The organism is Mycobacterium parmense, from assembly GCF_010730575.1.
GTDB lineage: Bacteria > Actinomycetota > Actinomycetes > Mycobacteriales > Mycobacteriaceae > Mycobacterium > Mycobacterium parmense.
The window spans coordinates 3451531-3474286 of the sequence record NZ_AP022614.1 but is presented as its reverse complement, the minus strand read 5'-3'; the positions used below and the strand labels follow the sequence as shown (position 1 = coordinate 3474286).

General features: G+C 70.6%; 23 protein-coding genes. 10 read left to right on the top strand and 13 right to left on the bottom strand.

Features of this window, described 5'->3' with window-relative positions; genetic code table 11:
• Positions 1-36 precede the first annotated feature (36 nt).
• The 7 genes from G6N48_RS16020 to G6N48_RS15990 all read right to left on the bottom strand — a co-directional run bounded on the left by G6N48_RS16020 (position 37) and on the right by G6N48_RS15990 (position 5380).
• Positions 37-354 (bottom strand): hypothetical protein, encoded by a 318-nt coding sequence (locus tag G6N48_RS16020; RefSeq protein WP_085271833.1) that lies wholly within the window; start codon positions 352-354, stop codon positions 37-39.
• Complete coding sequence (locus G6N48_RS16015) at positions 351-1601, bottom strand: inorganic phosphate transporter (protein WP_085271834.1); 1251 nt, start codon at positions 1599-1601, stop codon at positions 351-353. The genes G6N48_RS16020 and G6N48_RS16015 overlap by 4 nt, the downstream gene beginning before the upstream one ends.
• Before the next feature lie 97 nt (positions 1602-1698).
• Positions 1699-2106 carry a VOC family protein gene (locus G6N48_RS16010; RefSeq protein ID WP_085271835.1) on the bottom strand — a complete coding sequence of 136 codons (408 nt, stop codon included), beginning with the start codon at positions 2104-2106 and terminating at the stop codon, positions 1699-1701.
• Between the two features lie 31 nt (positions 2107-2137).
• Positions 2138-3031, bottom strand: a complete 894-nt coding sequence (locus G6N48_RS16005; RefSeq protein WP_085271836.1) for an SDR family oxidoreductase — start codon at positions 3029-3031, stop codon at positions 2138-2140.
• A gap of 44 nt (positions 3032-3075) precedes the next feature.
• Positions 3076-3978: a 1,4-dihydroxy-2-naphthoyl-CoA synthase gene (locus G6N48_RS16000; protein ID WP_085271837.1), complete on the bottom strand. Its 903-nt coding sequence runs from the start codon at positions 3976-3978 to the stop codon at positions 3076-3078.
• A complete protein-coding gene (locus G6N48_RS15995) occupies positions 3975-4430 on the bottom strand; it encodes a nitroreductase family deazaflavin-dependent oxidoreductase (RefSeq protein ID WP_085271838.1) in 456 nt (151 codons plus the stop codon). The genes G6N48_RS16000 and G6N48_RS15995 overlap by 4 nt, the downstream gene beginning before the upstream one ends.
• A gap of 14 nt (positions 4431-4444) precedes the next feature.
• Complete coding sequence (locus G6N48_RS15990) at positions 4445-5380, bottom strand: aldo/keto reductase (RefSeq protein WP_085271839.1); 936 nt, start codon at positions 5378-5380, stop codon at positions 4445-4447.
• A gap of 81 nt (positions 5381-5461) precedes the next feature.
• Here G6N48_RS15990 and G6N48_RS15985 point away from each other — a divergent pair, with 81 nt between their 5' ends.
• Entirely contained in the window at positions 5462-6010 is a 549-nt protein-coding gene (locus G6N48_RS15985; RefSeq protein ID WP_232066633.1) for a TetR/AcrR family transcriptional regulator, read from the top strand.
• A 111-nt stretch (positions 6011-6121) separates the two neighbouring features.
• Here G6N48_RS15985 and fadD8 read toward each other — a convergent pair whose 3' ends face one another.
• Entirely contained in the window at positions 6122-7723 is a 1602-nt protein-coding gene (fadD8, locus tag G6N48_RS15980) for a fatty-acid--CoA ligase FadD8 (protein ID WP_085271841.1), read from the bottom strand.
• Between the two features lie 78 nt (positions 7724-7801).
• Between fadD8 and G6N48_RS15975 the strand changes: the two genes are divergently transcribed.
• The 6 genes from G6N48_RS15975 to G6N48_RS15950 all read left to right on the top strand — a co-directional run bounded on the left by G6N48_RS15975 (position 7802) and on the right by G6N48_RS15950 (position 14682).
• Positions 7802-9406 carry an amidohydrolase gene (locus G6N48_RS15975; RefSeq protein WP_085271842.1) on the top strand — a complete coding sequence of 535 codons (1605 nt, stop codon included), beginning with the start codon at positions 7802-7804 and terminating at the stop codon, positions 9404-9406.
• Positions 9403-10383 carry an o-succinylbenzoate synthase gene (locus G6N48_RS15970; protein WP_085271843.1) on the top strand — a complete coding sequence of 327 codons (981 nt, stop codon included), beginning with the start codon at positions 9403-9405 and terminating at the stop codon, positions 10381-10383. Before G6N48_RS15975 ends, G6N48_RS15970 begins: the two co-directional genes overlap by 4 nt.
• Positions 10380-11168: an alpha/beta fold hydrolase gene (locus G6N48_RS15965; RefSeq protein ID WP_085271844.1), complete on the top strand. Its 789-nt coding sequence runs from the start codon at positions 10380-10382 to the stop codon at positions 11166-11168. The genes G6N48_RS15970 and G6N48_RS15965 overlap by 4 nt, the downstream gene beginning before the upstream one ends.
• Positions 11169-11233: 65 nt before the next feature.
• On the top strand, positions 11234-12886 hold the full coding sequence (gene menD, locus G6N48_RS15960) for a 2-succinyl-5-enolpyruvyl-6-hydroxy-3-cyclohexene-1-carboxylic-acid synthase (RefSeq protein ID WP_085271845.1): 1653 nt from the start codon (positions 11234-11236) through the stop codon (positions 12884-12886).
• Positions 12887-12896: 10 nt separating this feature from the next.
• The gene (locus tag G6N48_RS15955; protein WP_085271846.1) at positions 12897-13439 is read left to right on the top strand and encodes a DUF3592 domain-containing protein; all 543 of its coding nucleotides are present in this window, start codon (positions 12897-12899) and stop codon (positions 13437-13439) included.
• Positions 13440-13518: 79 nt separating this feature from the next.
• The gene (locus G6N48_RS15950; protein ID WP_085271847.1) at positions 13519-14682 is read left to right on the top strand and encodes a glycosyltransferase family 4 protein; all 1164 of its coding nucleotides are present in this window, start codon (positions 13519-13521) and stop codon (positions 14680-14682) included.
• Between the two features lie 31 nt (positions 14683-14713).
• On the opposite strand, the gene G6N48_RS15945 is transcribed toward G6N48_RS15950, so the two are convergent.
• Positions 14714-15538: an SDR family oxidoreductase gene (locus G6N48_RS15945; RefSeq protein WP_085272066.1), complete on the bottom strand. Its 825-nt coding sequence runs from the start codon at positions 15536-15538 to the stop codon at positions 14714-14716.
• 58 nt (positions 15539-15596) lie between these two features.
• Between G6N48_RS15945 and G6N48_RS15940 the strand changes: the two genes are divergently transcribed.
• Positions 15597-16289, top strand: coding sequence for a demethylmenaquinone methyltransferase (locus tag G6N48_RS15940; RefSeq protein WP_085272065.1), 693 nt, complete (start codon positions 15597-15599; stop codon positions 16287-16289).
• A 7-nt stretch (positions 16290-16296) separates the two neighbouring features.
• Here G6N48_RS15940 and G6N48_RS15935 read toward each other — a convergent pair whose 3' ends face one another.
• The gene (locus tag G6N48_RS15935) at positions 16297-16665 is read right to left on the bottom strand and encodes a DUF732 domain-containing protein (protein WP_085271848.1); all 369 of its coding nucleotides are present in this window, start codon (positions 16663-16665) and stop codon (positions 16297-16299) included.
• Positions 16666-16718: 53 nt separating this feature from the next.
• A complete protein-coding gene (gene menJ / locus G6N48_RS15930; protein ID WP_085271849.1) occupies positions 16719-17948 on the bottom strand; it encodes a menaquinone reductase in 1230 nt (409 codons plus the stop codon).
• Between the two features lie 22 nt (positions 17949-17970).
• Between menJ and grcC1 the strand changes: the two genes are divergently transcribed.
• A complete protein-coding gene (gene grcC1, locus G6N48_RS15925) occupies positions 17971-18978 on the top strand; it encodes a nonaprenyl/(2E,6E)-farnesyl/geranylgeranyl diphosphat synthase (RefSeq protein ID WP_085271850.1) in 1008 nt (335 codons plus the stop codon).
• Between the two features lie 74 nt (positions 18979-19052).
• Positions 19053-19922 carry a zinc metalloprotease HtpX gene (gene htpX, locus G6N48_RS15920; RefSeq protein ID WP_085271851.1) on the top strand — a complete coding sequence of 290 codons (870 nt, stop codon included), beginning with the start codon at positions 19053-19055 and terminating at the stop codon, positions 19920-19922.
• Here htpX and G6N48_RS15915 read toward each other — a convergent pair.
• A complete protein-coding gene (locus G6N48_RS15915) occupies positions 19919-21424 on the bottom strand; it encodes a SulP family inorganic anion transporter (RefSeq protein WP_085271852.1) in 1506 nt (501 codons plus the stop codon). The two genes, htpX and G6N48_RS15915, sit on opposite strands and share 4 nt — an antisense overlap.
• A 242-nt stretch (positions 21425-21666) precedes the next feature.
• Complete coding sequence (locus tag G6N48_RS15910) at positions 21667-22692, bottom strand: NAD(P)H-dependent glycerol-3-phosphate dehydrogenase (protein ID WP_085271853.1); 1026 nt, start codon at positions 22690-22692, stop codon at positions 21667-21669.
• Positions 22693-22756: the final 64 nt, after the last annotated feature.

The window sequence follows — 22756 nt, the reverse complement described above, 5'->3', positions numbered from 1 at the left end:
GGCGAGGGGATCGGCAGTCGGGTGGACAGTTCCAGTCTAGTGGTGGACTGCGGGGGCGCTCGGTTTCCCTCCGAGGAACGAGGTGTGCAAGGTCGACGAGATGAAGTCCCGGGAGATGTAGAGCAGGGCGAAGACGATCACCGCCAGCACGACGGCGTAGATCGCCCAGGCCACCGCCACCAGCGCCGGGTTCTTGTGCGGCTGACTGCCGTCAGCGGCGACGGCCCCGGCGCCGACCGCATGGAACCGCAGCCCGAGGGCGAACAGCCCGGGCAGAGCGGCGCCCGCCAGCATGCTGAAGATCAGGATTCGCAGCGACGCCTGGTAGTTGAACCACTCGCTGAAGTGGCTCATGACGGGTTCCCCGCGCTCACGGTGTCACCTTCGGAGCCCGACCCGGATCCGGCGGCGGCGCCGCCGATCAGGGGTCCCGTGCCCGGCGGACCTTGCTTTTCCTCCAGGCCTTCGAGGCCGGCGGTGAGGCTGCCTTCCCATTCGGCGTTGACGTTGTTGTGGTCGACCTTGACCTTGCGCGACCGGATGTAGATGACGGTGGAGACCGCGACCAGCAACCCGAAGCCGATGATCGCGCCGGGATACCCGCCGATCAGATGGACGATCCAGTAGGTGATGGCGCCGACCAGCCCGGCCAGCGGGAGCGTCACCAGCCACGCGGTGGCCATCCGGCCGGCCACGCCCCAGCGCACCTCGCCGCCGGGCTTGCCCAGCCCGCTGCCCAGCACCGAGCCGGTGCAGACCTGCGTGGTCGACAGGGCGTACCCGAAGTGGGTGGACAACAGAATGACTGCGGCCGAAGACGATTCGGCGGCCATGCCCTGCGGGGACCTGATCTCGACGAGGCCCTTGCCCAGGGTGCGAATGATCCGCCAGCCGCCCAGGTAGGTGCCCGCCGCCATCGACAACGCGCAACCCACGATCACCCACAGCGGCGGCGCCGAAGCGCTCTTGCTGATCGACCCGTAGGACATCAGCGCCAGGAAGATGATGCCCATCGTCTTCTGCGCGTCACCGGTGCCGTGGGCCAGCGAGACCAGCGAGGCCGAACCCCACTGGCCGTAGCGGAAGCCGGCCTCGGTGCGCTTTTCTTCCAGCCCGCGGGTGACGCGGTAGACCAGCCAGGTCGCGAGCGCGCCGACCCCGATGGCCAGGATCGCGGCGACGACCGCCGGGATGAGTACGTGGGAGACCAGGCCCTTCCAGAGCACGCCGTGCCCGCCGACGGCGGCGATCGTGGCGCCGACGATGCCGCCGATCAACGCGTGCGAGGAGCTCGACGGGATGCCGAGGAGCCAGGTGAGCAGGTTCCAGACGATGCCGCCGACGAGGCCGGCGAACACCAGTTCCAGCGTGACGATGTGCCCGTCGATCAGGCCTTTGGCGATGGTCGCCGCGACGGCCGTGGACATGAAGGCACCCACGAGGTTGAGCACCGCGGACAGCGCGACAGCCGCCTTGGGGGCCAGCGCGCCACTGGCGATGGAGGTCGCCATGGCGTTGCCCGTGTCGTGGAATCCGTTGGTGAAATCGAAGGCGAGAGCCGTGACTACGACAATGATTAGGAGGAACAACTCTATGTTCACAGCGCCTGATTCTCGTGGTAGGAGGATTCAGTTGTCTAATGGTCGAACAGCCAAATCGCAGGTGTACCTTGACTCGTCGCCAGATGTTACCTGGCAGTTAACCAGACGTTCCCTGTCGTTCACCTCGGGTGTCGCGCCGCAACGGATGGTCAGCGGGGATCTCGATGAAGATCAGGGTGATGCCGTCCGGGTCGGTGACGTGCATCTCGTGCAGGCCCCAGGGTTCGCGGCGCGCCTCGCGCGCTATTGCGACCCCTCGCTTTTCGAGCTCGGCCTGGGTTGCTGCGATGTCGCGGACCTGGAGCCACAGCGCGCCGGGGAAGGGGCCGCGGGAGTGGTCCGGGGAGCCGAAACCGGCCAGCTCCAGCAAAGACTGACCGGCGAAGAACACCGTCCCGGCCCCGTATTCGCGCGCGATCGCCAGGCCGATCTGGTCGCGGTAGAAGCTCAGCGACCTCTGATAGTCCGCCGGCCGGAGCAGCATCCGGCTGGCCAGGATCTCCATAGCGTCGTGTCTATCACGCTCGCGGGCCGGCTCAGCTGCCGGCCGGGTTCGGCTGCACGCTCTGCCGCTGCATGATCGCGTTGACCCAGCGGGGGCCGAAGGTGTCCAGCGCCTTGGCCGCGATGGCCATGCGCGGCGCGATCCGCACCGGCCGGGTGCGGGCGGCGGTGATCATCCACTCGCCGGCCTCCTCCGACGTCAGGGCGGGCACCCCTTCGTAGGCCTTGGTCGGGGCGATCATCGGGGTCGCCACCAGCGGGTAGTACAGCGTCGTCGAGTGCACACCCCGTGCGCCCCACTCGGTTTCGACGACCCGGCTCACCGCCGACAGCGCGGCCTTCGACGCGTTGTAGACCGCGAACAGCGGCGAGGCCTCCGACAGCACCCCCCACGTGGAGACGTTGATGACGTGGCCGTCGCCGCGCTCGAGCATGCCGGGCGCCAGCCCGCGGATCAGCCGCAGCGGCGAGTAGTAGTTGAGCACCATCGTGCGTTCGACGTCGTGCCAGCGTTCCAGCGATTCGGCCAGCGGCCGGCGGATGGACCGGCCGGCGTTGTTGATCAGGATGTCGACCCCGCCGATGCGGTCGACGACGTCGGCCACCAGCGCGTCGACGGCGTCGAGGTCCGAGAGGTCGCACGGGATCGGCAGGGCGGCGCCGCCGGCGGTGGTGATCCGGTCGGCCAGCGCGTCGAGCAGGTCCCGGCGGCGGGCGACGACCACCACGGTCGCGCCCTCGCGGCCGAACTGTCGGGCGGCGGCCTCGCCGATGCCCGACGACGCGCCGGTGAGCAGGATGCGCTTGCCCGTCAAGGTGATCGGCCTGATCGCGGGCCGGTTGACCAGCACCTGCGGCGCCGCGGGCGGGCGCATGGTGGCCAGCACGATCTGGTCGGTGAACCGGCGCAACGGGCTCTTGCTCATCGTGAGGAGTTTAGGCGGGGGGTCCCCGGCCCCCGGCGGGCCGCTCAGAAGTAGCGGGGGAACGGGCTCCAGTCCGGGTCGCGCTTCTCCAGGAAGGCGTCGCGCCCCTCGACGGCCTCGTCGGTCATGTAGGCCAGCCGGGTCGCCTCCCCGGCGAACAGTTGCTGCCCCACGAGGCCGTCGTCGAGCAGGTTGAACGCGAACTTCAGCATGCGCTGCGCCTGAGGAGACTTGGCGTTGATCTCGCGCGCCCACTGCACGCCGACCGTCTCGAGCTCAGCGTGTTCCACCACCTCGTTGACCGCACCCATAAGGTGCATCTGCTCGGCGGTGTAGGGACGGCCCAGGAAGAAGATCTCGCGGGCGAACTTCTGGCCCACCTGACGGGCCAGGTACGCGCTGCCGTAGCCGCCGTCGAAGCTGCCGACGTCGGCGTCGGTCTGCTTGAAACGGGCGTGTTCACGGCTGGCCAGCGTCAGGTCGCAGACCACGTGCAGGCTGTGCCCCCCGCCGGCCGCCCACCCGTTGACCAGGCAGATGACCACCTTGGGCATGAAGCGGATCAGCCGCTGCACCTCGAGGATGTGCAACCGCCCGGCACGGGCCACGTCGACGGTGTCGGCGGTGTCCCCGCTCGCGTACCGGTAGCCCGAGCGGCCGCGGATGCGCTGATCGCCGCCCGAGCAGAACGCCCAGCCGCCGTCCTTCGGCGACGGCCCGTTGCCGGTCAGCAGCACCACGCCGACGTCGGGCGACATCCGGGCGTGGTCGAGCGCCCGGTACAGCTCGTCGACGGTGTGCGGGCGGAACGCGTTGCGCACCTCCGGCCGGTCGAACGCGACGCGGACCGTCGCGTCCTCGACGTGCCGGTGGTAGGTGATGTCGGTCAAGTCCTCGAACCCGCCGACCGGCCGCCAGGCCCGGGCGTCAAAAGGGGTGGCGCTCACAGCGGGTCCAGTCGGAAGACCGGGCAGACGCCGGCCAGCGCCTCGAACTCGTCGGGTCGGCCCTCCTTGACCAGGCCGGACCGCCGCATGAAACCGACACCGGTGGGAACCTCGGTCGGGAACGCCCGCAGGAAAGGTCGCGCGTCGTCGGCGGGTAACTCCACCATCTGGACCCGTTCCTGCCGGCGGCCCCGAGTCAGCGTGACTTCGTCTGCGGCCCTGACGTTTCGGACCCAGTCGGCGCCCGGGAAGCCGCCGACCACGTACCGTCTGCCGTCGACCGTCATCGGTGTCACCGGCGTCGACCGCGGCGCCCCGGACTTGCGGCCCGCCACCGTCAACACCACCGGGCTCTCGCCGCCGAAGCTCAGCCCGAGCCGCGACAGCCGGATGAAGACCTTGTTCGCCGGCTTCAGCCACCAGGGTGGTTTGAGCCCCTCGGCGTTTCCCATGGCTGCCACAGTAGTCAGCTGTTCGGCGCCTCCAGGAAGGGTTCGACGCCGTGCGCCCACGGGTCGGCCCCCGGCGTGGCGACGGCGTCCAGCCGTTCCAGCGCGCCCGCGTCCAGCACGACGTCGCCCGCGCCGAGGTTCTCCTCGAGGTGCCCGACGGATCGCGTGCCGGGGATCAGCAGGGTGTTCGGTGAGTGAGCCAGCAGCCAGGCCAGCCCGACCTGGGAGCCCGTGACCCCCAGCTCACCGGCGATCTCGGCGACCACCGGGTTGTCGGAGACCTTGGGGAAGCCCGGGAACGCCGACCCCAGCGGGAAATACGGCACCCACGCGATGCCCTCGTCGTTGCAGACCTCGACCATCTCCTCTTGCGAGCGGTCCAGCAGGCTGTAGGCGTTCTGCACGCACACGATGCCGGCCGGCAGCGCGCGCCGCAGCACCTCGAGCGGCACGCTGCTCATCCCGATCGCGCCGATCTTGCCCTCGTCGCGCAGGGCAATCATCTCGGCCAGCTGGTCGTCGAGGTCGACGATCTGGTCGCCCTCGGCGGCCACGCCCGGGCCGAGGTCCATGCGCCGCAGGTTGACCACCGGAATGCGATCGAGGCCCAGCTGCTCGAGGTCGTCCTCGACGGCGGCGCGCAGCTCGGCCGGCCGTTGCGCGGCGGCCAGGGGGATCGGGTCCGCACCGGTGTGACGCGCGCCGACCTTGCTGACGATGACCAGGTCTTCCGGGTAGGGCGCCAGCGCGTCGCGGATCCGCCGGTTCACCTCGCCGGGGCCGTAGAACGATGCGGTGTCGATGTGGTTGACGCCGAGCTCGACCGCGCGGCGCAGGACCGCGGCCGCGGCCTCCGGTGTGGTCTGGAAGAGCTGCATGGCGCCGTAACCGACGCGGGCGACCGTGTTGGTCCCGATAGTGCCGAGGCCGCCGGGGTTTGGTCCGCTCATTGAGTGCTCCCATCTGCCACACTGGAAATGCGGAGGACCCTCCGCTTGTATCACCGTAGCAGAACCGGAGGAGCCTCCGCTTTGGTCGACCGTGTCCGCTCCGACGCGCGCCGCAACCGCGAGAAGCTCCTCGAGGTCGCGACGGCGGCATTCGCCGCCGCGGACGGGCGGCCCGTGTCGCTGGAGTCGATCGCACGCGACGCCGGCGTCGGGATCGGCACGCTGTACCGCCACTTCCCCAATCGGCAGGCCCTGGTCGAGGCGATCTACCGCACCGAGCTCGCCGAGGTCGCCGCCGCGGCCGAACAGCTGCTGAAGCGACACCCACCCAGGACCGCGTTGCGGCACTGGATGGACCGCTACGCGAGCTTCGTCGCCGCCAAGCGCGGAATGGCCGAGTCGCTGCACGCGATGTTCGACTCGGGCGCTTTTACGCCCAGCCAGACCCGCGACAGCATCGTCGGTGCGGTCGAATTGCTGCTGGCAGCCGGCGCCGGCGACGGTAGCCTGCGCGCCGACGTGGCGGCCGACGACGTGGTGTCCAGCCTGATCGGCATCTTCCTGGCCAGCCGCTCGCCCGAGCAGACGGCCCGCATGCTCGACCTCCTGGTGGCCGGGATCGCGGCCTAGCTTTCGGTCGAGTGTGCGGCCAGCCGCACGTTCGAGCCCGAGTGTGCGGCTGGCCGCACACTCGGTGGCCCAGGCCCAGGCCCAGGCCCAGGCCCAGGGCCAGGCTCATGCCTAGCCGACCGCGCGGCCCGCGCCCTCCCAGAACCGCGCCCGCACGGCCTTCTTGTCCGGCTTGCCCAGCCCGGTCAACGGCAGCGCGTCGACGATCTCGACGCGCTTGGGCGACTGCACCGAGCCCTTGCGCTCCTTGACCGCGGCCTGGATCTCGGCGGTCATCGCCTCGATCGCGGCGTCGTCGCGCGCGGCGTCGGCGCGCAGCACCACCACCGCGGTGACGGCCTCGCCCCACTTCTCGTCGGGCGCCCCGACCACACAGACCTGGGCTACCGACGGGTGCTCGGCGATGACGTCCTCGACCTCGCGGGGGAACACGTTGAAGCCGCCGGTGACGATCATGTCCTTGACCCGGTCGACGATGAAGTAGAAGCCGTCCTCGTCCTCGCGGGCCATGTCGCCGGTGTGCAGCCAGCCGTCCTTGAAGGTCTTGGCGGTCTCGTCGGGCAGGTTCCAGTAGCCGCCGGCCAGCAGCGGCCCGCTGACACAGATCTCGCCGGGCTCGCCCTGCGGCACCGGCTTGCCGTCCTCGCCCAACAGCGCCACCCGCGCGAACAGCGTCGGGCGTCCGCAGGACGTCAGCCGCTTCTCGTCGTGGTCGCCCTTGGCCAGATAGGTGATCGCCATCGGCGCCTCGGACTGACCGTAGTACTGGGCGAAGATGGGGCCGAACCGGCGGATCGCCTCGGCCAGCCGCACCGGGTTCATCGCCGAGGCCCCGTAATAGACGGTCTCCAGCGACGACAGGTCGCGGGTGTGCGAATCCGGGTGATCCATCAGCGCGTACAGCATCGACGGCACCAGCATGGTGGCGGTAATGCGTTGCTCTTCAATCGTTTTCAGCACCTCGGCGGGGTCGAATTTGCTCAGCACCACCATCTCGCCGCCCTTGACCACCGTGGGGGTGAAGAACGCCGCGCCGGCGTGCGAGAGCGGGGTGCACATCAGGAATCGCGGGCTCTCGGGCCATTCCCACTCGGAGAGCTGGATCTGTGTCATGGCGGCGATGTTGCCCGTGGTGCCCATCACGCCCTTGGGCTTGCCGGTGGTGCCGCCGGTGTAGGCCATGCCGCCGATGTGGTCCGGCGCCAGCTCGGCGACCACCAGCGGCTTGGGCTGGTACTTGGCCGCCTCGGCCGACAGGTCGACCGCCACATCTTTCAGTGCCTCGGGTACCGGGCCGATGGTGAGGATCTGCTTGAGGGAGTCCACCTTCTCCAACAACCCCAGCGCCCGCTCGACGAACATCGGATTGGGGTCGACGATCAGCGAGCTGGCGCCGCAGTCCGACAGCACGTAGGCGTGGTCGTCCAGCGAGCCCAGGGGGTGCAGCGCGGTGCGCCGGTATCCCTGAGTCTGGCTGGCGCCCAGGATCATCAGCACCTCGGGCCGGTTCAGCGACAGCAGCCCGACGGTCACCCCGGTGCCGGCGCCCAGCGCCTCGAACGCCTGCGTGTACTGGCTGATCCGCTCGGCCAGCTGACCGCCGGTCAGCGTCGTGTCGCCGAGGAACAGCACCGGCCGGTTCTTGTGGCGCTTGAGCGCGCCCACCAACAAGTGGCCGTTGTGGGTCGGATGGCGCAGCAGCTCGTCAGTCATGATGGCCAGACTAGAACGTGTTGCAATTCCAGTCAGCCCTGCCCTCGCACACCGCAATCATCACTAGGATTTCTGGCTATGGCCGCCGCAGACGTCGTCGTCACCGGAACCGTGCTGACCGTCGACGATGCGCGGCCCACGGCCGAGGCGCTGGCGGTCGCCGACGGCCGCATCGTCGCCGTCGGCACCCGCGCCGAGGTCGCGCCCTTCGCGGGGCCCGGCACCGAGACCGTCGACCTCGGCGGCGGCTGTGTCATGCCGGGATTCATTGAGGCGCACGGCCATCCGTTGATGGAGGCCCTGGCGTTGTCGGACCGCATCGTCGACATCCGCCCGGTGACGGTGCCCGGCGCGCAGGACGTCGTCGCGGCGGTCCGCGGCGAGGTCCAGAAGCGGGGAGCGGCCGGCGCCTACCTGAACGGGTGGGATGCGTTGCTGCAGCGCGGACTTCCGGCGCCGACGCTGTCGTGGCTCGACGAGATCGCGCCCGACGGTCCGCTGGTGATCATCCACAACTCGGGGCACAAGGCCTATTTCAACTCCCACGCGGCCCGGCACGCCGGCTTGACCCGCGACACCCCTGACCCCAAGGGCGCCAGGTTCGGCCGCGACCCGAGCGGCGAACTCGACGGCACCGCCGAGGAGACCGGCGCGGTGTTCCCGTTGCTGGCCGGCGCCATCGAGCGCGGCGACTACCCCGCGATGCTGCGCGCCGAATGCGCCCGGCTCAACCGCGCGGGCCTGACCACCTGCTCGGAGATGGCGTTCGACCCGGCGTTTGGGCCACTGGTCGACCAGCTGCACGACGAACTCACCGTCCGGCTGCGCACCTATGAGATCTCCAACCCGCGGATGTCCACCGACGCCACCCCGGGCGAGGGCGACGACATGGTGCGCCAGGTCGGCATCAAGATCTGGGTGGACGGCTCGCCCTGGGTCGGCAACATCGCCCTGACCTTCCCGTACCTGGACACCGAGGCCTCCCGCAGCATTGGGGTCCCGCCGGGATCCTGCGGCCACGCCAACTACACGAAGGAGCAGCTGAGCGAGATCGTCGGCGCGTATTTCCCGCTCGGCTGGCCGATGGCCTGCCACGTGCAGGGCGACGCCGGCGTCGACACCATCCTCGACGTCTACCAGGAGGCGCTGCGCCGACACCCGCGCCCCGACCACCGCTTGCGCCTCGAGCACGTCGGCGCCATCCGGCCCGACCAACTCCGCCGGGCCGCCGACCTCGGCGTCACCTGCAGCCTGTTCGTCGACCAGATCCACTACTGGGGCGACATCATCGTCGACGGCCTGTTCGGGCCGGAACGCGGATCCCGTTGGATGCCCGCGGGTTCGGCGGTGGCCACCGGCATGCGCATCTCGCTGCACAACGACCCGCCGGTCACCCCCGAGGAGCCGCTGCGCAACATCAGCGTGGCCGCGACGCGGACGGCACCCAGCGGCCGGGTGCTGGCACCCGAGGAGCGGTTGACGGTCGAGCAGGCGATCCGCGCGCAGACCATCGACGCCGCCTGGCAGCTGTTCGCCGACGACATCGTCGGCAGCCTGGAGGTCGGCAAGTACGCCGACCTGGTGGTGCTCTCGGCCGATCCCCGCACCGTGCCGCCCGAACGGATCGCCGACCTCGAGGTGCGGGCGACCTACCTGGCCGGCCGCCGGGTCTACGGCGCGTGATCCCGGCACTGCAGGACCTGCTCGACCGCCTGCACGTCGTCGCCCTGCCCATGCGGGTCCGGTTCCGCGGCATCACCACCCGCGAGGTGGCGCTGATCGAGGGCCCCTGCGGATGGGGAGAGTTCGGGGCGTTCGTCGAATACGGCCCGCGCGAGGCCGCGCACTGGCTGGCCTCCTGCGTCGAGTCCGCCTACCGCGAACCGCCGCCCGTGCTGCGTGACCGCGTCCCGCTCAACGCGACCGTGCCCGCCGTCGACCCCGGCCGGGTGAGCGAGGTGCTGGCCCGGTTCCCCGGGGCCGGCACGGCCAAGGTCAAGGTCGCCGAACCCGGGCAGACGCTGGCCGACGACATCGCCCGGGTCAACGCGGTGCGTGCCCTGATCCCGACCGTGCGGGTGGACGCCAACGGCGGCTGGAGCGTCGACGAGGCGGTCCGCGCCGCGGCGGCCCTGACCGCCGACGGCCCGCTGGAGTACCTCGAGCAGCCCTGCGCGACGGTCGACGAACTCGCGGCGCTGCGCCGCCGCGCGGACATGCCGGACGTGCCGATCGCCGCCGACGAGAGCATCCGTAAGGCCGACGACCCGCTGGCCGTGGTCCGCGCCGGAGCCGCCGACATCGCGGTGCTCAAGGTCGCCCCGCTGGGTGGCGTCCGGTTGCTGCTGGCCATCGCCGCGCAGATCGACGTCCCGGTCGTGGTGTCCAGTGCGCTGGATTCGGCGGTCGGCATCGCCGCCGGGGTGAGGGCCGCGGCGGCACTGCCGGAGTTGCGCCACGCCTGTGGGTTGGGCACCGGCGGGCTGTTCGTCGACGATGTGGCGGACGTGGCCGGCCCGGTCGACGGCCTGCTGGCGGTGGGGCCCGTGGCGCCCGATCCGGCCCGGCTGCGGGCGCTGGCCGCGCCGCCAGCGCGGCGGCAGTGGTGGATCGACCGGGTCAGGGCCTGCTATCCGCTCCTTGTACCGTCGTCCGGATGACCAACCTCGCTTACGACGACCGCGGTTCGGGGGAGCCCGTAGTTTTCATAGCCGGGCGAGGCGGCGCCGGACGCACGTGGCACCCGCACCAGGTCCCGGCGTTCCTGGCGGCCGGATACCGGTGCATCACCTTCGACAACCGCGGGATCGGCGCCACCGAGAACGCCGACGCCTTCACCACCCAGACGATGGTCGCCGACACGGCCGAGCTCATCGAGTCGCTCGGCGCCGCCCCGGCGCGCCTCGTCGGGGTGTCCATGGGGTCGTTCATCGCGCAGGAACTGATGGTGGCGCGGCCCGAACTGGTGTCCGCCGCGGTGCTGATGGCCACCCGCGGCCGCCTGGACCGCGCCCGCCAGTTCTTCGCCGACGCAGAGGCCGAGCTGCACGAGTCCGGCATCCAGCTGCCCCCGCTCTATGACGCGAGAGCCCGCCTGCTGGAGAGCTTCTCGCGTAAGACCATCAACGACGACGAGGCCGTCGCCGACTGGATCGCGATGTTCGAGGCGTGGCCGGTCAAGCGGACCCCGGGACTGCGCTGCCAGGTGGACGTCGCGCCGAAGACGAATCGGCTGGCCGCCTACCGCAGCGTCGCCGCCCCGGTGCTGGTGATCGGCTTCGCCGACGACGTGGTGACCCCGCCGTACCTGGGCCGCGAGGTCGCCGACGCGTTGCCCAACGGCCGTTACCTGCAGATACCCGACGCCGGGCACCTCGGGTTCTTCGAGCGCCCGCAGGCCGTCAACTCCGCGGCGCTGCAGTTCTTCGCCAACGTCAAGGTCTGACCCGTCGGGGCCCGGCCGGTCGCAGCACCGGCCGCCGCCGGCCCGGGTTGTGACACTCTGTACTGGTGAATCCCTCGACGACCCAGGCCCGCGTCGTCGTTGACGAACTGATCCGCGGCGGCGTGCGCGACGTGGTGCTGTGCCCCGGTTCGCGCAACGCGCCGCTGGCGTTCGCGCTGCACGACGCCGACCGGGACGGCCAGATCCGGCTGCACGTCCGCATCGACGAGCGCACCGCGGGCTTCCTGGCCATCGGCCTGGCGATCGGCGCGGACGCGCCGGTCTGCGTCGCCATGACGTCCGGCACCGCGGTGGCCAACCTCGGGCCGGCGGTGGTGGAGGCCAACTACGCGCGGGTGCCGCTGATCGTGCTGTCGGCCAATCGGCCCTACGAGCTGCTGGGCACCGGGGCCAACCAGACCATGGAGCAGCTGGGCTACTTCGGCACCCAGGTCCGCGCCAGCATCAGCCTCGGCCTGGCCGAGGACGCCCCGGACCGGTTGGACGCGCTGAACGCCACCTGGCGGTCGGCCACCTGCCGGGTGCTGGCGGCGGCGACGGGCGCCCGCTCCGCCAACGCCGGCCCGGTGCAGTTCGACATCCCGCTGCGCGAACCGCTGGTCCCCGGCCCCGAACCGCACGGTGCCGTGACCCCGCCCGGCCGCCCCGGCGGCCGGCCGTGGACCTATTCGCCGCCGGTCTCCTTCGACCAACCGCTCGAGATCGACCTGTCGCCGGACACGGTCGTCATCGCCGGCCACGGCGCGGGCGTGCACCCCAACCTGGCGGCGCTGCCGACCGTCGCCGAGCCGACGGCGCCGGCTCCCGCGTCCGGGGCCAACCCGCTGCACCCGCTGGCGCTGCCGTTGCTGCGACCCAAGCAGGTGATCATGCTGGGCCGGCCCACGCTGCACCGGCCGGTGTCGTCGCTGCTGGCCGACCCGCGGGTGCCGGTGTTCGCGCTGACCACCGGACCGCGCTGGCCCGACGTCTCGGGCAACTCGCAGGCCACCGGCACGAGGGCGATCGTCACCGGGACGCCGCGCCCGGAGTGGCTGCGGCGCTGCGCCGAGACCAACCGATTGGCGAACGAGGCCGTGCGCGGCCAACTCGAGGCCCACCCGCTCACCACGGGCCTGCACGTCGCCGCCGCCGTCGCCGACGCGCTGCGGCCGGGCGACCAGCTGGTGCTCGGGGCGTCCAACCCGGTCCGCGACGCGGCGCTCGTCGGGCTCGACGCCCGCGATGTCAAGGTGCGGTCCAACCGTGGGGTCGCCGGCATCGACGGCACCGTGTCCACCGCGATCGGCGCGGCCCTGGCGCACGAGCGCACCGGCGCCGCGGCGGCCCGGACGGTCGCCCTGATCGGCGACCTGACCTTCGTCCACGACAGCTCCGGGCTGCTGATCGGCCCCACCGAGCCCACCCCCCGCCGGCTGACGATCGTGGTGTCCAACGACAACGGGGGCGGTATCTTCGAGCTGCTCGAGCAGGGTGACCCGCGGTTCGCCGACGTGTCGTCGCGCATCTTCGGCACCCCGCACGACGTCGACGTCGGCGCGCTGTGCCGTGCCTACCACGTGGAGAGCCGGCAGATCGAGGTCGACGACCTCGCCGCGGCGCTCGACGAACCGGCGCCGGGCATGCGGGTGCTGGAGGTCAAGGCGGACCGCTCGTCGCTGCGGCAGCTGCACGCCGCCATCAGAGCCGCCCTGTGAGGTCGCGCTGATGCCGATCGAGCCGAAGGTGTTGGCGCACATACTGATTCACGGTCGCAGCGACGCGGCGCCGAAGACCAGGGCCCGGGTGGCGCTGCGGTGGGCACGGATCGCCGTGTTGATCATCGCCGGCCTGGTCACGCTGCAGTCGGTGCTGCTGGTCGCCGGGGCGTGGCGCGACGATCTGGCCATCCAGCACAACATGGGCGTGGCCCAGGCCGAGGTGCTCAGCGCCGGGCCGATGCGCTCCACCATCGAGTTCGTCACACCCGACCGCGTGACCTACCGCCCGGAACTCGGCGTGCTGTACCCCTCACAGTTGTCGACGGGCATGCGGATCTACGTCGAGTACAACAAGAACGACCCCAACCTGGTCCGGGTGCAGCACCGCAACGCCGGGCTGGCCATCATCCCGGCGGGTTCCATCGCGGTGGTGGGCTGGCTGGCGGCGACGGCGGCGCTGATCGTCCTTGCCGCGCTGGACAAGTGGCTGGACCGGCGCGCCCCGGCCGAGACCGAATCCGAGCCCCAAACCGTCGGACAACACACCTAAAAGCGTCCGACCAGCAGATTTCGCGTGTCGTATGCCCGCAGGAAACCTTTTTGACAGGCGGCACTGTCACTGTGGCGGTGTGCGAGTCGCAATCGTCGCCGAATCCTTCCTGCCCCAAGTCAACGGTGTCAGCAACTCGGTGGTCCGGGTGCTCGAGCATCTGCGCCGCACCGGTCACGAAGCCCTGGTCATAGCGCCGGACAATCCGCCGGGCGAGCAACGCGCAGAGCGACTCCACGACGGCATCCGGGTGCACCGGGTGCCGTCTCGCATGTTCCCGAAAGTGACGTCCCTGCCGCTGGGCGTGCCCACGCCGCGGATGGTGAAAGTGCTGCGGGGATTCGACCCCCACGTCGTGCACCTGGCGTCGCCGGCGCTGCTCGGCTACGGCGGGGTGAAGGCGGCCCGCTGGCTCGGGGTGCCGACCGTGGCGGTCTACCAGACCGACGTACCGGGTTTCGCGGCCAGCTACGGCATCGGCGCGACGGAGCGGGCCGCCTGGGCCTGGTTCCGCCACCTGCACACCCTCGCCGACCGCACCCTGGCGCCGTCCAGTGCCACCATGGAATCGCTTGTCAAGCAACGGTTCCCGCGAGTTCACCGGTGGGCCCGCGGCGTCGACGTCCTGCGGTACGCGCCGTCGGCGCGCGACGAACGGCTCCGGCGGCGGTGGTCTCCGCAGGGCAAGCCGATCGTGGGTTTCGTCGGGCGGCTGGCACCGGAGAAACATGCGGAGCGGCTGATCTCGCTCGCGGCCGACGACGCGGTGCAGCTCGTCGTCGTCGGTGACGGCGTCGACCGCCAGAAACTTCAATCAGCCATGCCGACAGCGGTTTTCACCGGGGCGTTGTACGGCGACGAGCTCGCCGCCGCGTACGCCAGCATGGACGTCTTCGTCCACACCGGCGAGCACGAGACGTTCTGTCAGGTAGTCCAAGAAGCGCTGGCGTCGGGGTTGCCGGTGATCGCCCCCGACGCCGGCGGCCCGCGTGATCTCATCGCGCCGTGCCGCACCGGATTGTTGTTGCCCGTCGACGAGTTCGAGCAGCGGCTGCCGACCGCTGCCGCGCACCTGCTGCAGGAGCGCCACCGTTATTCGCCGGCCGCCCGGCGCAGCGTGCTGGGCCGCAGCTGGCCGGTGATCTGTGACGAGCTGCTCGGCCACTACGAGGCGGTGCAGTCGCCGTCGGCGAGGGCGCGGATATCGCGTAACTCGCTGCGGCGCTATGCCCAGGGCGAGTGAAGACCAGGCGCAGCGCCGCCGGCTTTCCCGGCTAGCCCTGGGCCAGTTCAGCCACGTCCTGCCATTCTTGCCAGTTCTGCAACCGGCTCTCGTAGTCGGCCTTGGCCGTCGCCAGCGGGGAGGCGCCGAAAAAGACTCGCAGCGGCGGCTTTTCGGCGTCCACCACCTTCAGTAGTGCGGCTGCCGACGCCGACGGGTCGCCGGGGCTGGCCCACCGCTTGCTGCGCTCGGCCACTACGGCGGTCCGCAGGTCGTCGTAGGCGGGCAGGGCCTCGGAGTGCCTGGCCGACGGGCCGGCCCAATCGGTGTCGAAGCCGCCCGGTTCGATCAGCGTCACGTGCACCCCGAAGGGCGCGACCTCCTGCGCCAGCGCCTGCGACAGGCCTTCGAGCGCCCACTTGGACGCGTGATACATGCCGACCAACGGAAACGCCGTGATGCCGCCGATCGAGGACACCTGGATGATGTGGCCGCCGCGTTGCTCGCGCAGGTAGGGCAACGCCGCCTGGGTGATCCACAGCGCGCCGAACACGTTGGTCTCGAGCTGGTCGCGCGCGTCTTGCTCGGAGAGCTCCTCGACGAACCCGAAATGGCCGTAACCGGCGTTGTTGACGACGACGTCGAGGCGCCCGAAGTGCTTGTGCGCCTGGGCAACCGCGGCGAAGTCCGCCTCGCGGTCGGTGACGTCCAACCGCAGCGGCAGCAGCGCGTCGCCGAACTTGCCGGCCAGGTCGTCCAGCGAGGCGGTGTCGCGTGCGGTGGCGGCGACCTTGTCGCCCCGCTCCAGCGCGGCGCTAGCCCACGCCCGCCCGAATCCTCGTGATGCTCCGGTGATGAACCATATTTTCTCAGTCACGCATTCGTGCAACGCCCGTGTGGCCGCCTCATTCCCCGCGGGCGGTACCGTCGACATCGTGAGTCGCGCGGCGTTGGACAAGGACCCCCGGGATGTCGCGTCGATGTTCGACGGCGTCGCCCGCCGCTACGACCTGACCAACACGGTGCTGTCGCTGGGCCAGGACCGGTTCTGGAGGCGCGCCACCCGGTCGGCCCTGGCGATCGGTCCCGCCGACAAGGTGCTGGACCTGGCCGCGGGCACCGCGGTGTCCACCGTCGAGCTGCGCAAGTCCGGGGCGTGGTGCGTCGCGGCGGACTTCTCGGTCGGGATGCTGGCGGCGGGGGCTTCGCGCGGGGTTCCGAAGGTGGCCGGCGACGCCACCCGGTTGCCGTTCGCCGACGCCGTGTTCGACGCGGTGACCATCAGCTTCGGCCTGCGCAATGTCGTCGACACGCAGGCGGCGCTGCGCGAGATGGCCCGCGTGACCCGTCCCGGAGGCCGCCTGGTGGTGTGTGAGTTCTCGACGCCCACCAACGGGCTGTTCGCCACCGTCTACAAGGAGTACCTGATGCAGGCGCTGCCGCGGGTGGCGCGCGCGGTGTCGAGCAACCCCGAGGCCTACGTGTATCTCGCCGAATCGATCAGGGCGTGGCCCGACCAGGACGAGCTGGCACGGCACATCTCACGGGCCGGGTGGACCGCGGTGCGGTGGCGCAACCTGACCGGCGGCATCGTGGCGCTGCACGCCGGGCACAAACCGCTGCGGTGATGACGGCCTAGCGGCCGGCGCCCTGGATGAAGCCCACCTGGTTGGGGCAGTAGTGGTCGATCGCGGCGCCCAGGAACTGGAAAGCCTGGCCCTGGGTGGTTCCCCGCGGCAGGTTGTGCTGGATGAAGTTGGCCGACTTGTACGGGTCGGTGTCCAGTCCCCTGTTGATCCGGTCGCAGCTGATCTTGCCCATCCACGCGAGCTGGTCCTGCGGGCCGTAGATGCCGAAGCCGTTGACCGTGTTCTTGAAGGGGGCGTCGTAGTCGCTGGGGGGTGACGGCGTCCTGGGCACTCCGGGGTCGGCCTGCGCCGGCGCGGCCAGGGTCATCGCTGCGGCCGCCGCGGCGACACCGGTTACCAGCCTCATACGCTTCATTAGCCGGACTATACACCGCAGCGGCGGCTCTATCAGCCCCGATGCCGACCCGTTCAGCTGAAGGGCGTCCGGCGGTCGACCAGCCGCGACAGGCGCCCGCCGCCCCGCCACGCGCGCGCCACCCAGTCGGCGTCCTCGTCGGTGACCAGGTTGGCCATCACCCGCACGGCGACGGTCATCAGCGTCGTGGAGCGCATCGCGATCGGCCCGGTCGCGGGCAGGAATCGCTGAAACGTCAGCAACAGCGCCAGCCTGCGCGCCACGGAGAACCCGCGGCCGTAGTGCCGCTGCAGCAGCGACGGCCACTCCCGTGAGAGGTCGCGGCAGTCCAGCAACTCCGCGGCCATGCGCCCGGTCTCCAGGCCGTAGTCGATGCCCTCGCCGTTGAGCGGGTTGACGCAGGCGGCGGCGTCGCCGATCAGCATCCAGTTGGGTCCGGCGACCCCCGAGACCGCCCCGCCCATCGGCAGCAGCGCCGACGACACCGCCCGCGGCTCACCGGTGAAGCCCCACTCGTCGCGGCGCAGGTCGGCGTAGTAGGAGATGAGCGGCCGCAGCGCCAGGTCCGCGGGCCGCTTGGACGTCGACAGCGCGCCCACGCCGATGTTCACCTCGCCGTTGCCCAGCGGGAAGATCCAGCCGTAGCCGGGCAGCACGGCGCCGTCGGGGGAGCGCAGCTCCAGGTGCGACGTCAGCCACGGGTCGTCGGCGCGCGGCGTGGGCAGGTATGCGCGTGCGGCGATGCCGTACACCGTCTCCTGATGCCAACGCCGGCCCAGCTTGCGGCCCAGCGTGGACCGCGCCCCGTCGGCGACGATCAGGTGGCGGCAGCCCACCTCGGTGCCGTCGGCCAAGATCACCGACACCACGCGGCGTGACGAATCGTGATGCACGCCAACCGCTTTCGCGCCAAGCATCATCCGCGCCCCGGAATCTGAAGCGCATGTGCGAATGCGGTCGTCCAGCTCGAGACGGGCGACGGCGCTGCCGGTCGACGGGAACGACGGGCCGGGCCACTGCACCTCCACCTCGCCGCCGAAGCCGCTCATCCGAAGGCCCCGGTGCCGGATCCGGGTGTCCAGCCAGCCGCCCAGTCCCAGCCGCTCCAGCTCGGCGACCGCGCGCGGCGTCAGCCCGTCACCGCACGCCTTGTCGCGCGGAAAGCTGGCCGAGTCGATGACCAGGACGTCGGCCCCCGCGCGAGCCGCCCAGGCGGCCGCCGCCGAACCGGCCGGCCCGGCGCCCACCACCACCAGGTCGGCTCTGGTCGCTGCCGTCTTCATGTACACCAGTATGTTTGGTCGGGTGAGCACTCCGGCGACGGTGGTGGCGGGCGTCGACTTCGGCGATGCCGCATTCGCGGCGATCGTGCGGGACGGCGTCGCCCGGGTCGAGCAGCTCATGGAGGCCGAGCTGGGCAGCGCGGACGCGGTGATGACCGACTCGCTGATGCACCTGTTCAAGGCCGGCGGCAAGCGGTTCCGGCCGTTGTTCACGGTGCTGTCGGCGCAGATCGGACCCAATCCCGACGCCGGCGAGGTGACCATCGCCGGCGCCGTCATCGAACTGGTCCATCTGGCCACGCTCTATCACGACGACGTGATGGACGAGGCGGAGGTCCGCCGCGGCGCGCCCACGGCCAACGTGCGCTGGGGCAACAACGTCGCGATCCTGGCCGGCGACTACCTGTTCGCGACGGCCTCGCGGCTGGTGTCGCGGCTGGGGCCGGAGGCGGTGGGGCTGATCGCCGAGACGTTCGCCCAGCTGGTGACCGGTCAGATGCGCGAGACGCGGGGCCTGGGCAACGGGGCCGATCCGGTGGAGCACTACCTCAAGGTGGTCTACGAGAAGACGGCCTGCCTGATCGCCGCGGCCGGCCGGTTCGGCGGGATGTTCTCGGGCGCCGACACCGATCAGGTCGAGCGGCTGAGCCGCGTCGGGGGCATCGTGGGCACCGCGTTCCAGATCGCCGACGACATCATCGACATCGACAGCGACGCCGGTGAGTCCGGCAAGCTGCCCGGCACCGACGTGCGCGAAGGGGTGCACACACTGCCCATGGTCTACGCGCTCAGGGAGCCCGGGCCGGAGGCGGCACGCCTGCGCGAGCTGCTGACCGGTCCCATCGCGGACGAAGAGCTGGTGACCGAGGCCCTGGCGCTGCTGCGGGCATCGCCGGGCATGGGCAAGGCCAAGCGCTTCCTGGCGGACTACGCGCAGCAGGCGCACCGGGAACTGGCCACCATGCCCGACGTCCCCGGCCGGCGGGCGCTGCAGACCCTGGTCGACTACACGATCAGCAGGCACGGTTAGCGGCCCGCGGAACCCGGAAGTCCACTCGGGCGTTCAATTGGCTGAAGTCGGCAAATTCTCGTAGGAGGGCACTGATGACCTGGCATCCGCAAGCCAACAGGTTCAAGACCTTCGCCCTGTTGGTCGGCATGTCCGCGTTGATCGTGTTCGTCGGCGCGCTGTTCGGCAGGACCGCCATGTTCCTGGCGGTGTTGTTCGCCGTCGGCATGAACATCTACGTGTACTTCAACAGCGACAAGCTGGCGCTGCGGGCGATGCACGCACAACCGGTCTCCGAGGTGCAGGCGCCGGCGATGTACCGGATCGTGCGCGAGCTGGCCAACTCGGCGCGCCAGCCGATGCCGCGGCTCTACATCAGCGACACCAACGCGCCCAACGCGTTCGCCACAGGCCGCAACCCGCGCAACGCCGCCGTGTGTTGCACGACGGGCATCCTCGGGCTTCTCGACGAGCGGGAGCTGCGCGCGGTGCTGGGCCACGAGCTGTCCCACGTGTACAACCGCGACATCCTGATCTCGTGCATCGCCGGCGCCATGGCCTCGGTGATCACCGCGCTGGCCAACATGGCCATGTTCGCCGGCATGTTCGGCGGCGGTGACCGCGACGGTGAGAATCCCTTTGCGCTGCTCCTGGTTTCGCTGCTGGGTCCGATCGCGGCGACGGTGGTGAAGCTGGCCGTGTCGCGCTCGCGCGAGTACCAGGCCGATGAGTCCGGCGCGGTGCTGACCGGCGACCCGCTGGCTTTGGCGTCGGCCCTGCGCAAGATCTCCGGCGGGGTCCAGCTGGCCCCGCTGCCGCCGCAGCCGCAGCTGGCCAGCCAGGCGCACCTGATGATCGCCAACCCGTTTCGCGCGGGCGAGCGGATGGGCGCGCTGTTCTCCACGCACCCGCCGATCGAAGACCGCATCCGCCGGCTGGAGTCGATGGCGCGCGGACCCAGCTAGGCCGCGGCCTCCGGCTGCGCCGGATCGAGCCAAACGCGGCGGGCGAACTGGCCCGTCTGGGCACCGCCTTCGATCCGGACCGTGCCCCCGTTGGCGCAGTGCTGCCGCTGCCAGTCCGAAATCGCCTGGTGTGCCGCATGATCGAGGTAGTTGACCGAGATGGTCACCGTGACAGAGGTTCCCGGCGGAATCGACGCGAGTACCCGCGTCAACCGCGGCAGGGTGAGAAAGGTGGCGGCGGCCCCGTGGATCGCCACCCGCCAGGTGTCATCGGTGCCCGCCGCCTCCACCCTGGCCCGGATCACCCGCCACCCGGTCAACGTGATCGCCAGCGCGAGGCCGATGAGGACGCCGTGCAGCAGGTTGAGGAAGACGACACACGCCGCGGTCACCACGTAAACGGTGAGATCCCCTTGCTTCATGGCGGTTTCGATGTGCGCGGGCTTGAGCAGCTGGACGCCGATGACGATGAGCAGTCCGGCCAATGCGGCGGTCGGTATCTGGTCGATGAGTCCCGCGAACGGGATGGTGAACAGCAGGACCCAGACGCCGTGCATGAACGCCGATGCGCGCGACCTCGCGCCGGCGTTGACATTGGTTGAGCTGCGCACGATCACGCCGGTCACGGGCAGCCCGCCGATCATCCCCGACACCAGGTTCGCGGTGCCCTGCCCGATCAGCTCGAGGTTGAAGTCCGTGCGCGGCCCGGTATGCATCCTGTCGACCGAGACCGCCGACAGCAGGCTCTCGACGCTGGCGATCAGCGCGACCGTGATGACCCCGAGGCCGATCGCGCCCCAGTTGCCGTGCGGGACGCCGGGAAGCTGCAGGGCGTCCAGCGGCGAGCCGTCGAGGTCGATGCGCCTGACGTGGAAGGGGAAGGCGACCGAGATGACCGTCACGACGACGATGGCGACCAGGGCGCCGGGGACGCGCCGCAGCTTGGGCGGAACCCGTCGCCAGGCGATCAGGATGACGATCACCAGAGCCCCCAGGACAACTCCCGGTCGGTGCGCGCCGATGATCTGGCCGGGCAGGCCGGTCAGGTTGTGCCAGGCCGTGCTCTTGGACTTCCCGCCCAGCAGCACGTGGGCTTGTTGCAGGGCGATCGTGATGCCGATGCCGGCCAGCATGGCGTGCACCACGACGGGCGAGATCGCCAGGGCGGCCCGTGCCACCCGGCTCAGTCCCAGCATCACCTGCAGGAATCCCGCGACGACGGTGATGAAACACGTTATTTCCCAACCGAAGTCGGATACCAGGCCGGCGACCACCACCGTCAGCCCGGCCGCCGGGCCGCTGACCTGTAGCGGTGAGCCGCCGATGGCCCCCACGACGATGCCGCCCACTCCGGCGGCGATCAGGCCGGCGAGCACGGGGGCGTTGGACGCGATCGCGATGCCCAGTGACAACGGCAGCGCGACCAGGAAGACGACCAGCGAGGCCGGCAGATCGTGCCGGATCACCGACCGCAAGCGGTCTGCTCGAAAGGTGTTGTGCATCGGTCGATTCCCTCGTCAGTCATAGCGGGGGATGTGCGGTATCCGCCCCGGGTACGCTTGCTCACCTCGTCGTAGCACGCTGGCGCACAAGCGATTACGTATGCGCCGACCCGCAGCGTCGGGGGCGGGAACGCCTGGCTACCGCACTCGACGGTATTTCGGCGGTCAAGCGCGGGTCAAGCGGACGGGCCCGGCCCATACCGAATGCAAATGTTCCGCGGCAGTGACTTTGCGGAAACGGCTCAGAAGCCCGCGCCGTGCACCTCGTGCCCCGGAACCTCGGCGGCCAAGCCGCGATAGGCGTCCTCGACGGTCGCGCCGTGGTTGATCACGGCGTCGACCTCGCGGGCGATCGGCATGTTCAGGCCGAATTCGTCGGCGAACTCCATGATCACGCTCGCGGCCTTGACGCCCTCGGCCACCTGGTTCATCGACGCGATGATCTCGTCGATCGGCTTGCCGGCGCCGAGTTGCTCACCGACATGGCGGTTGCGGCTGCGCTGGCTGGTGCAGGTGACGATGAGGTCGCCCAACCCGGCCAGTCCGGGGAAGGTCTCCGGGCTGCCGCCCATCGCCACGCCCAGCTTGGTCATCTCGCGCAACGCCCGCGCGATCACCAACGCCCGGGTGTTCTCGCCGATGCCCAGCGAATAGCCCATGCCGACGGCGATGGCGAACACGTTCTTCAGCGCGCCCGCCATTTCGACGCCGACGACGTCGTCGGTGGTGTACACGCGGAAGCGCCGGGTCCGGAAGAACGCCGACAGCCGCGTCGCCAGATGCTGGTCGGGCATCGCGAGCACCGCGGCGGCCGCATAGCCCTCGGCCACCTCGCGGGCGATGTTCGGGCCAGCCAGGATGCCCGCCGGGTGTCCGGGCAGCAGCTCCTCGATGATCTGCGACATCCGCATGTTGGTGCCCTGCTCGAGCCCCTTGACCAGCGACACCACCGGCACCCACGGCCGCAGCTGCCTGGCCAGCTCGGTCAGCACCCCGCGAAAGCCGTGCGAGGGAACGCCCATGACGACGACGTCGGCGCAGTTCGCCGCCTCGGCGAAATCGGTGGTGGCGCGCAGCGTGTCACTGAGGACGACGTCGTTGCCGAGATAGCGGCTGTTGCGGTGCCGGGTGTTGATGTCTAGCGCCGTTTCCTGCGAGCGCACCCACTGCAGCGTGGGACCGCGGCGCGCGCAGATGGACGCCACGGTGGTTCCCCAGGAACCGCCACCGAGGACAACGACTCTGGGTTCGCGCGTGTCGACTGCCATGGCGATCAGCGTATTGCCGACACCAGCGATTTAGAAGCAGTTCACGAACTCCCCAATGGCCTCC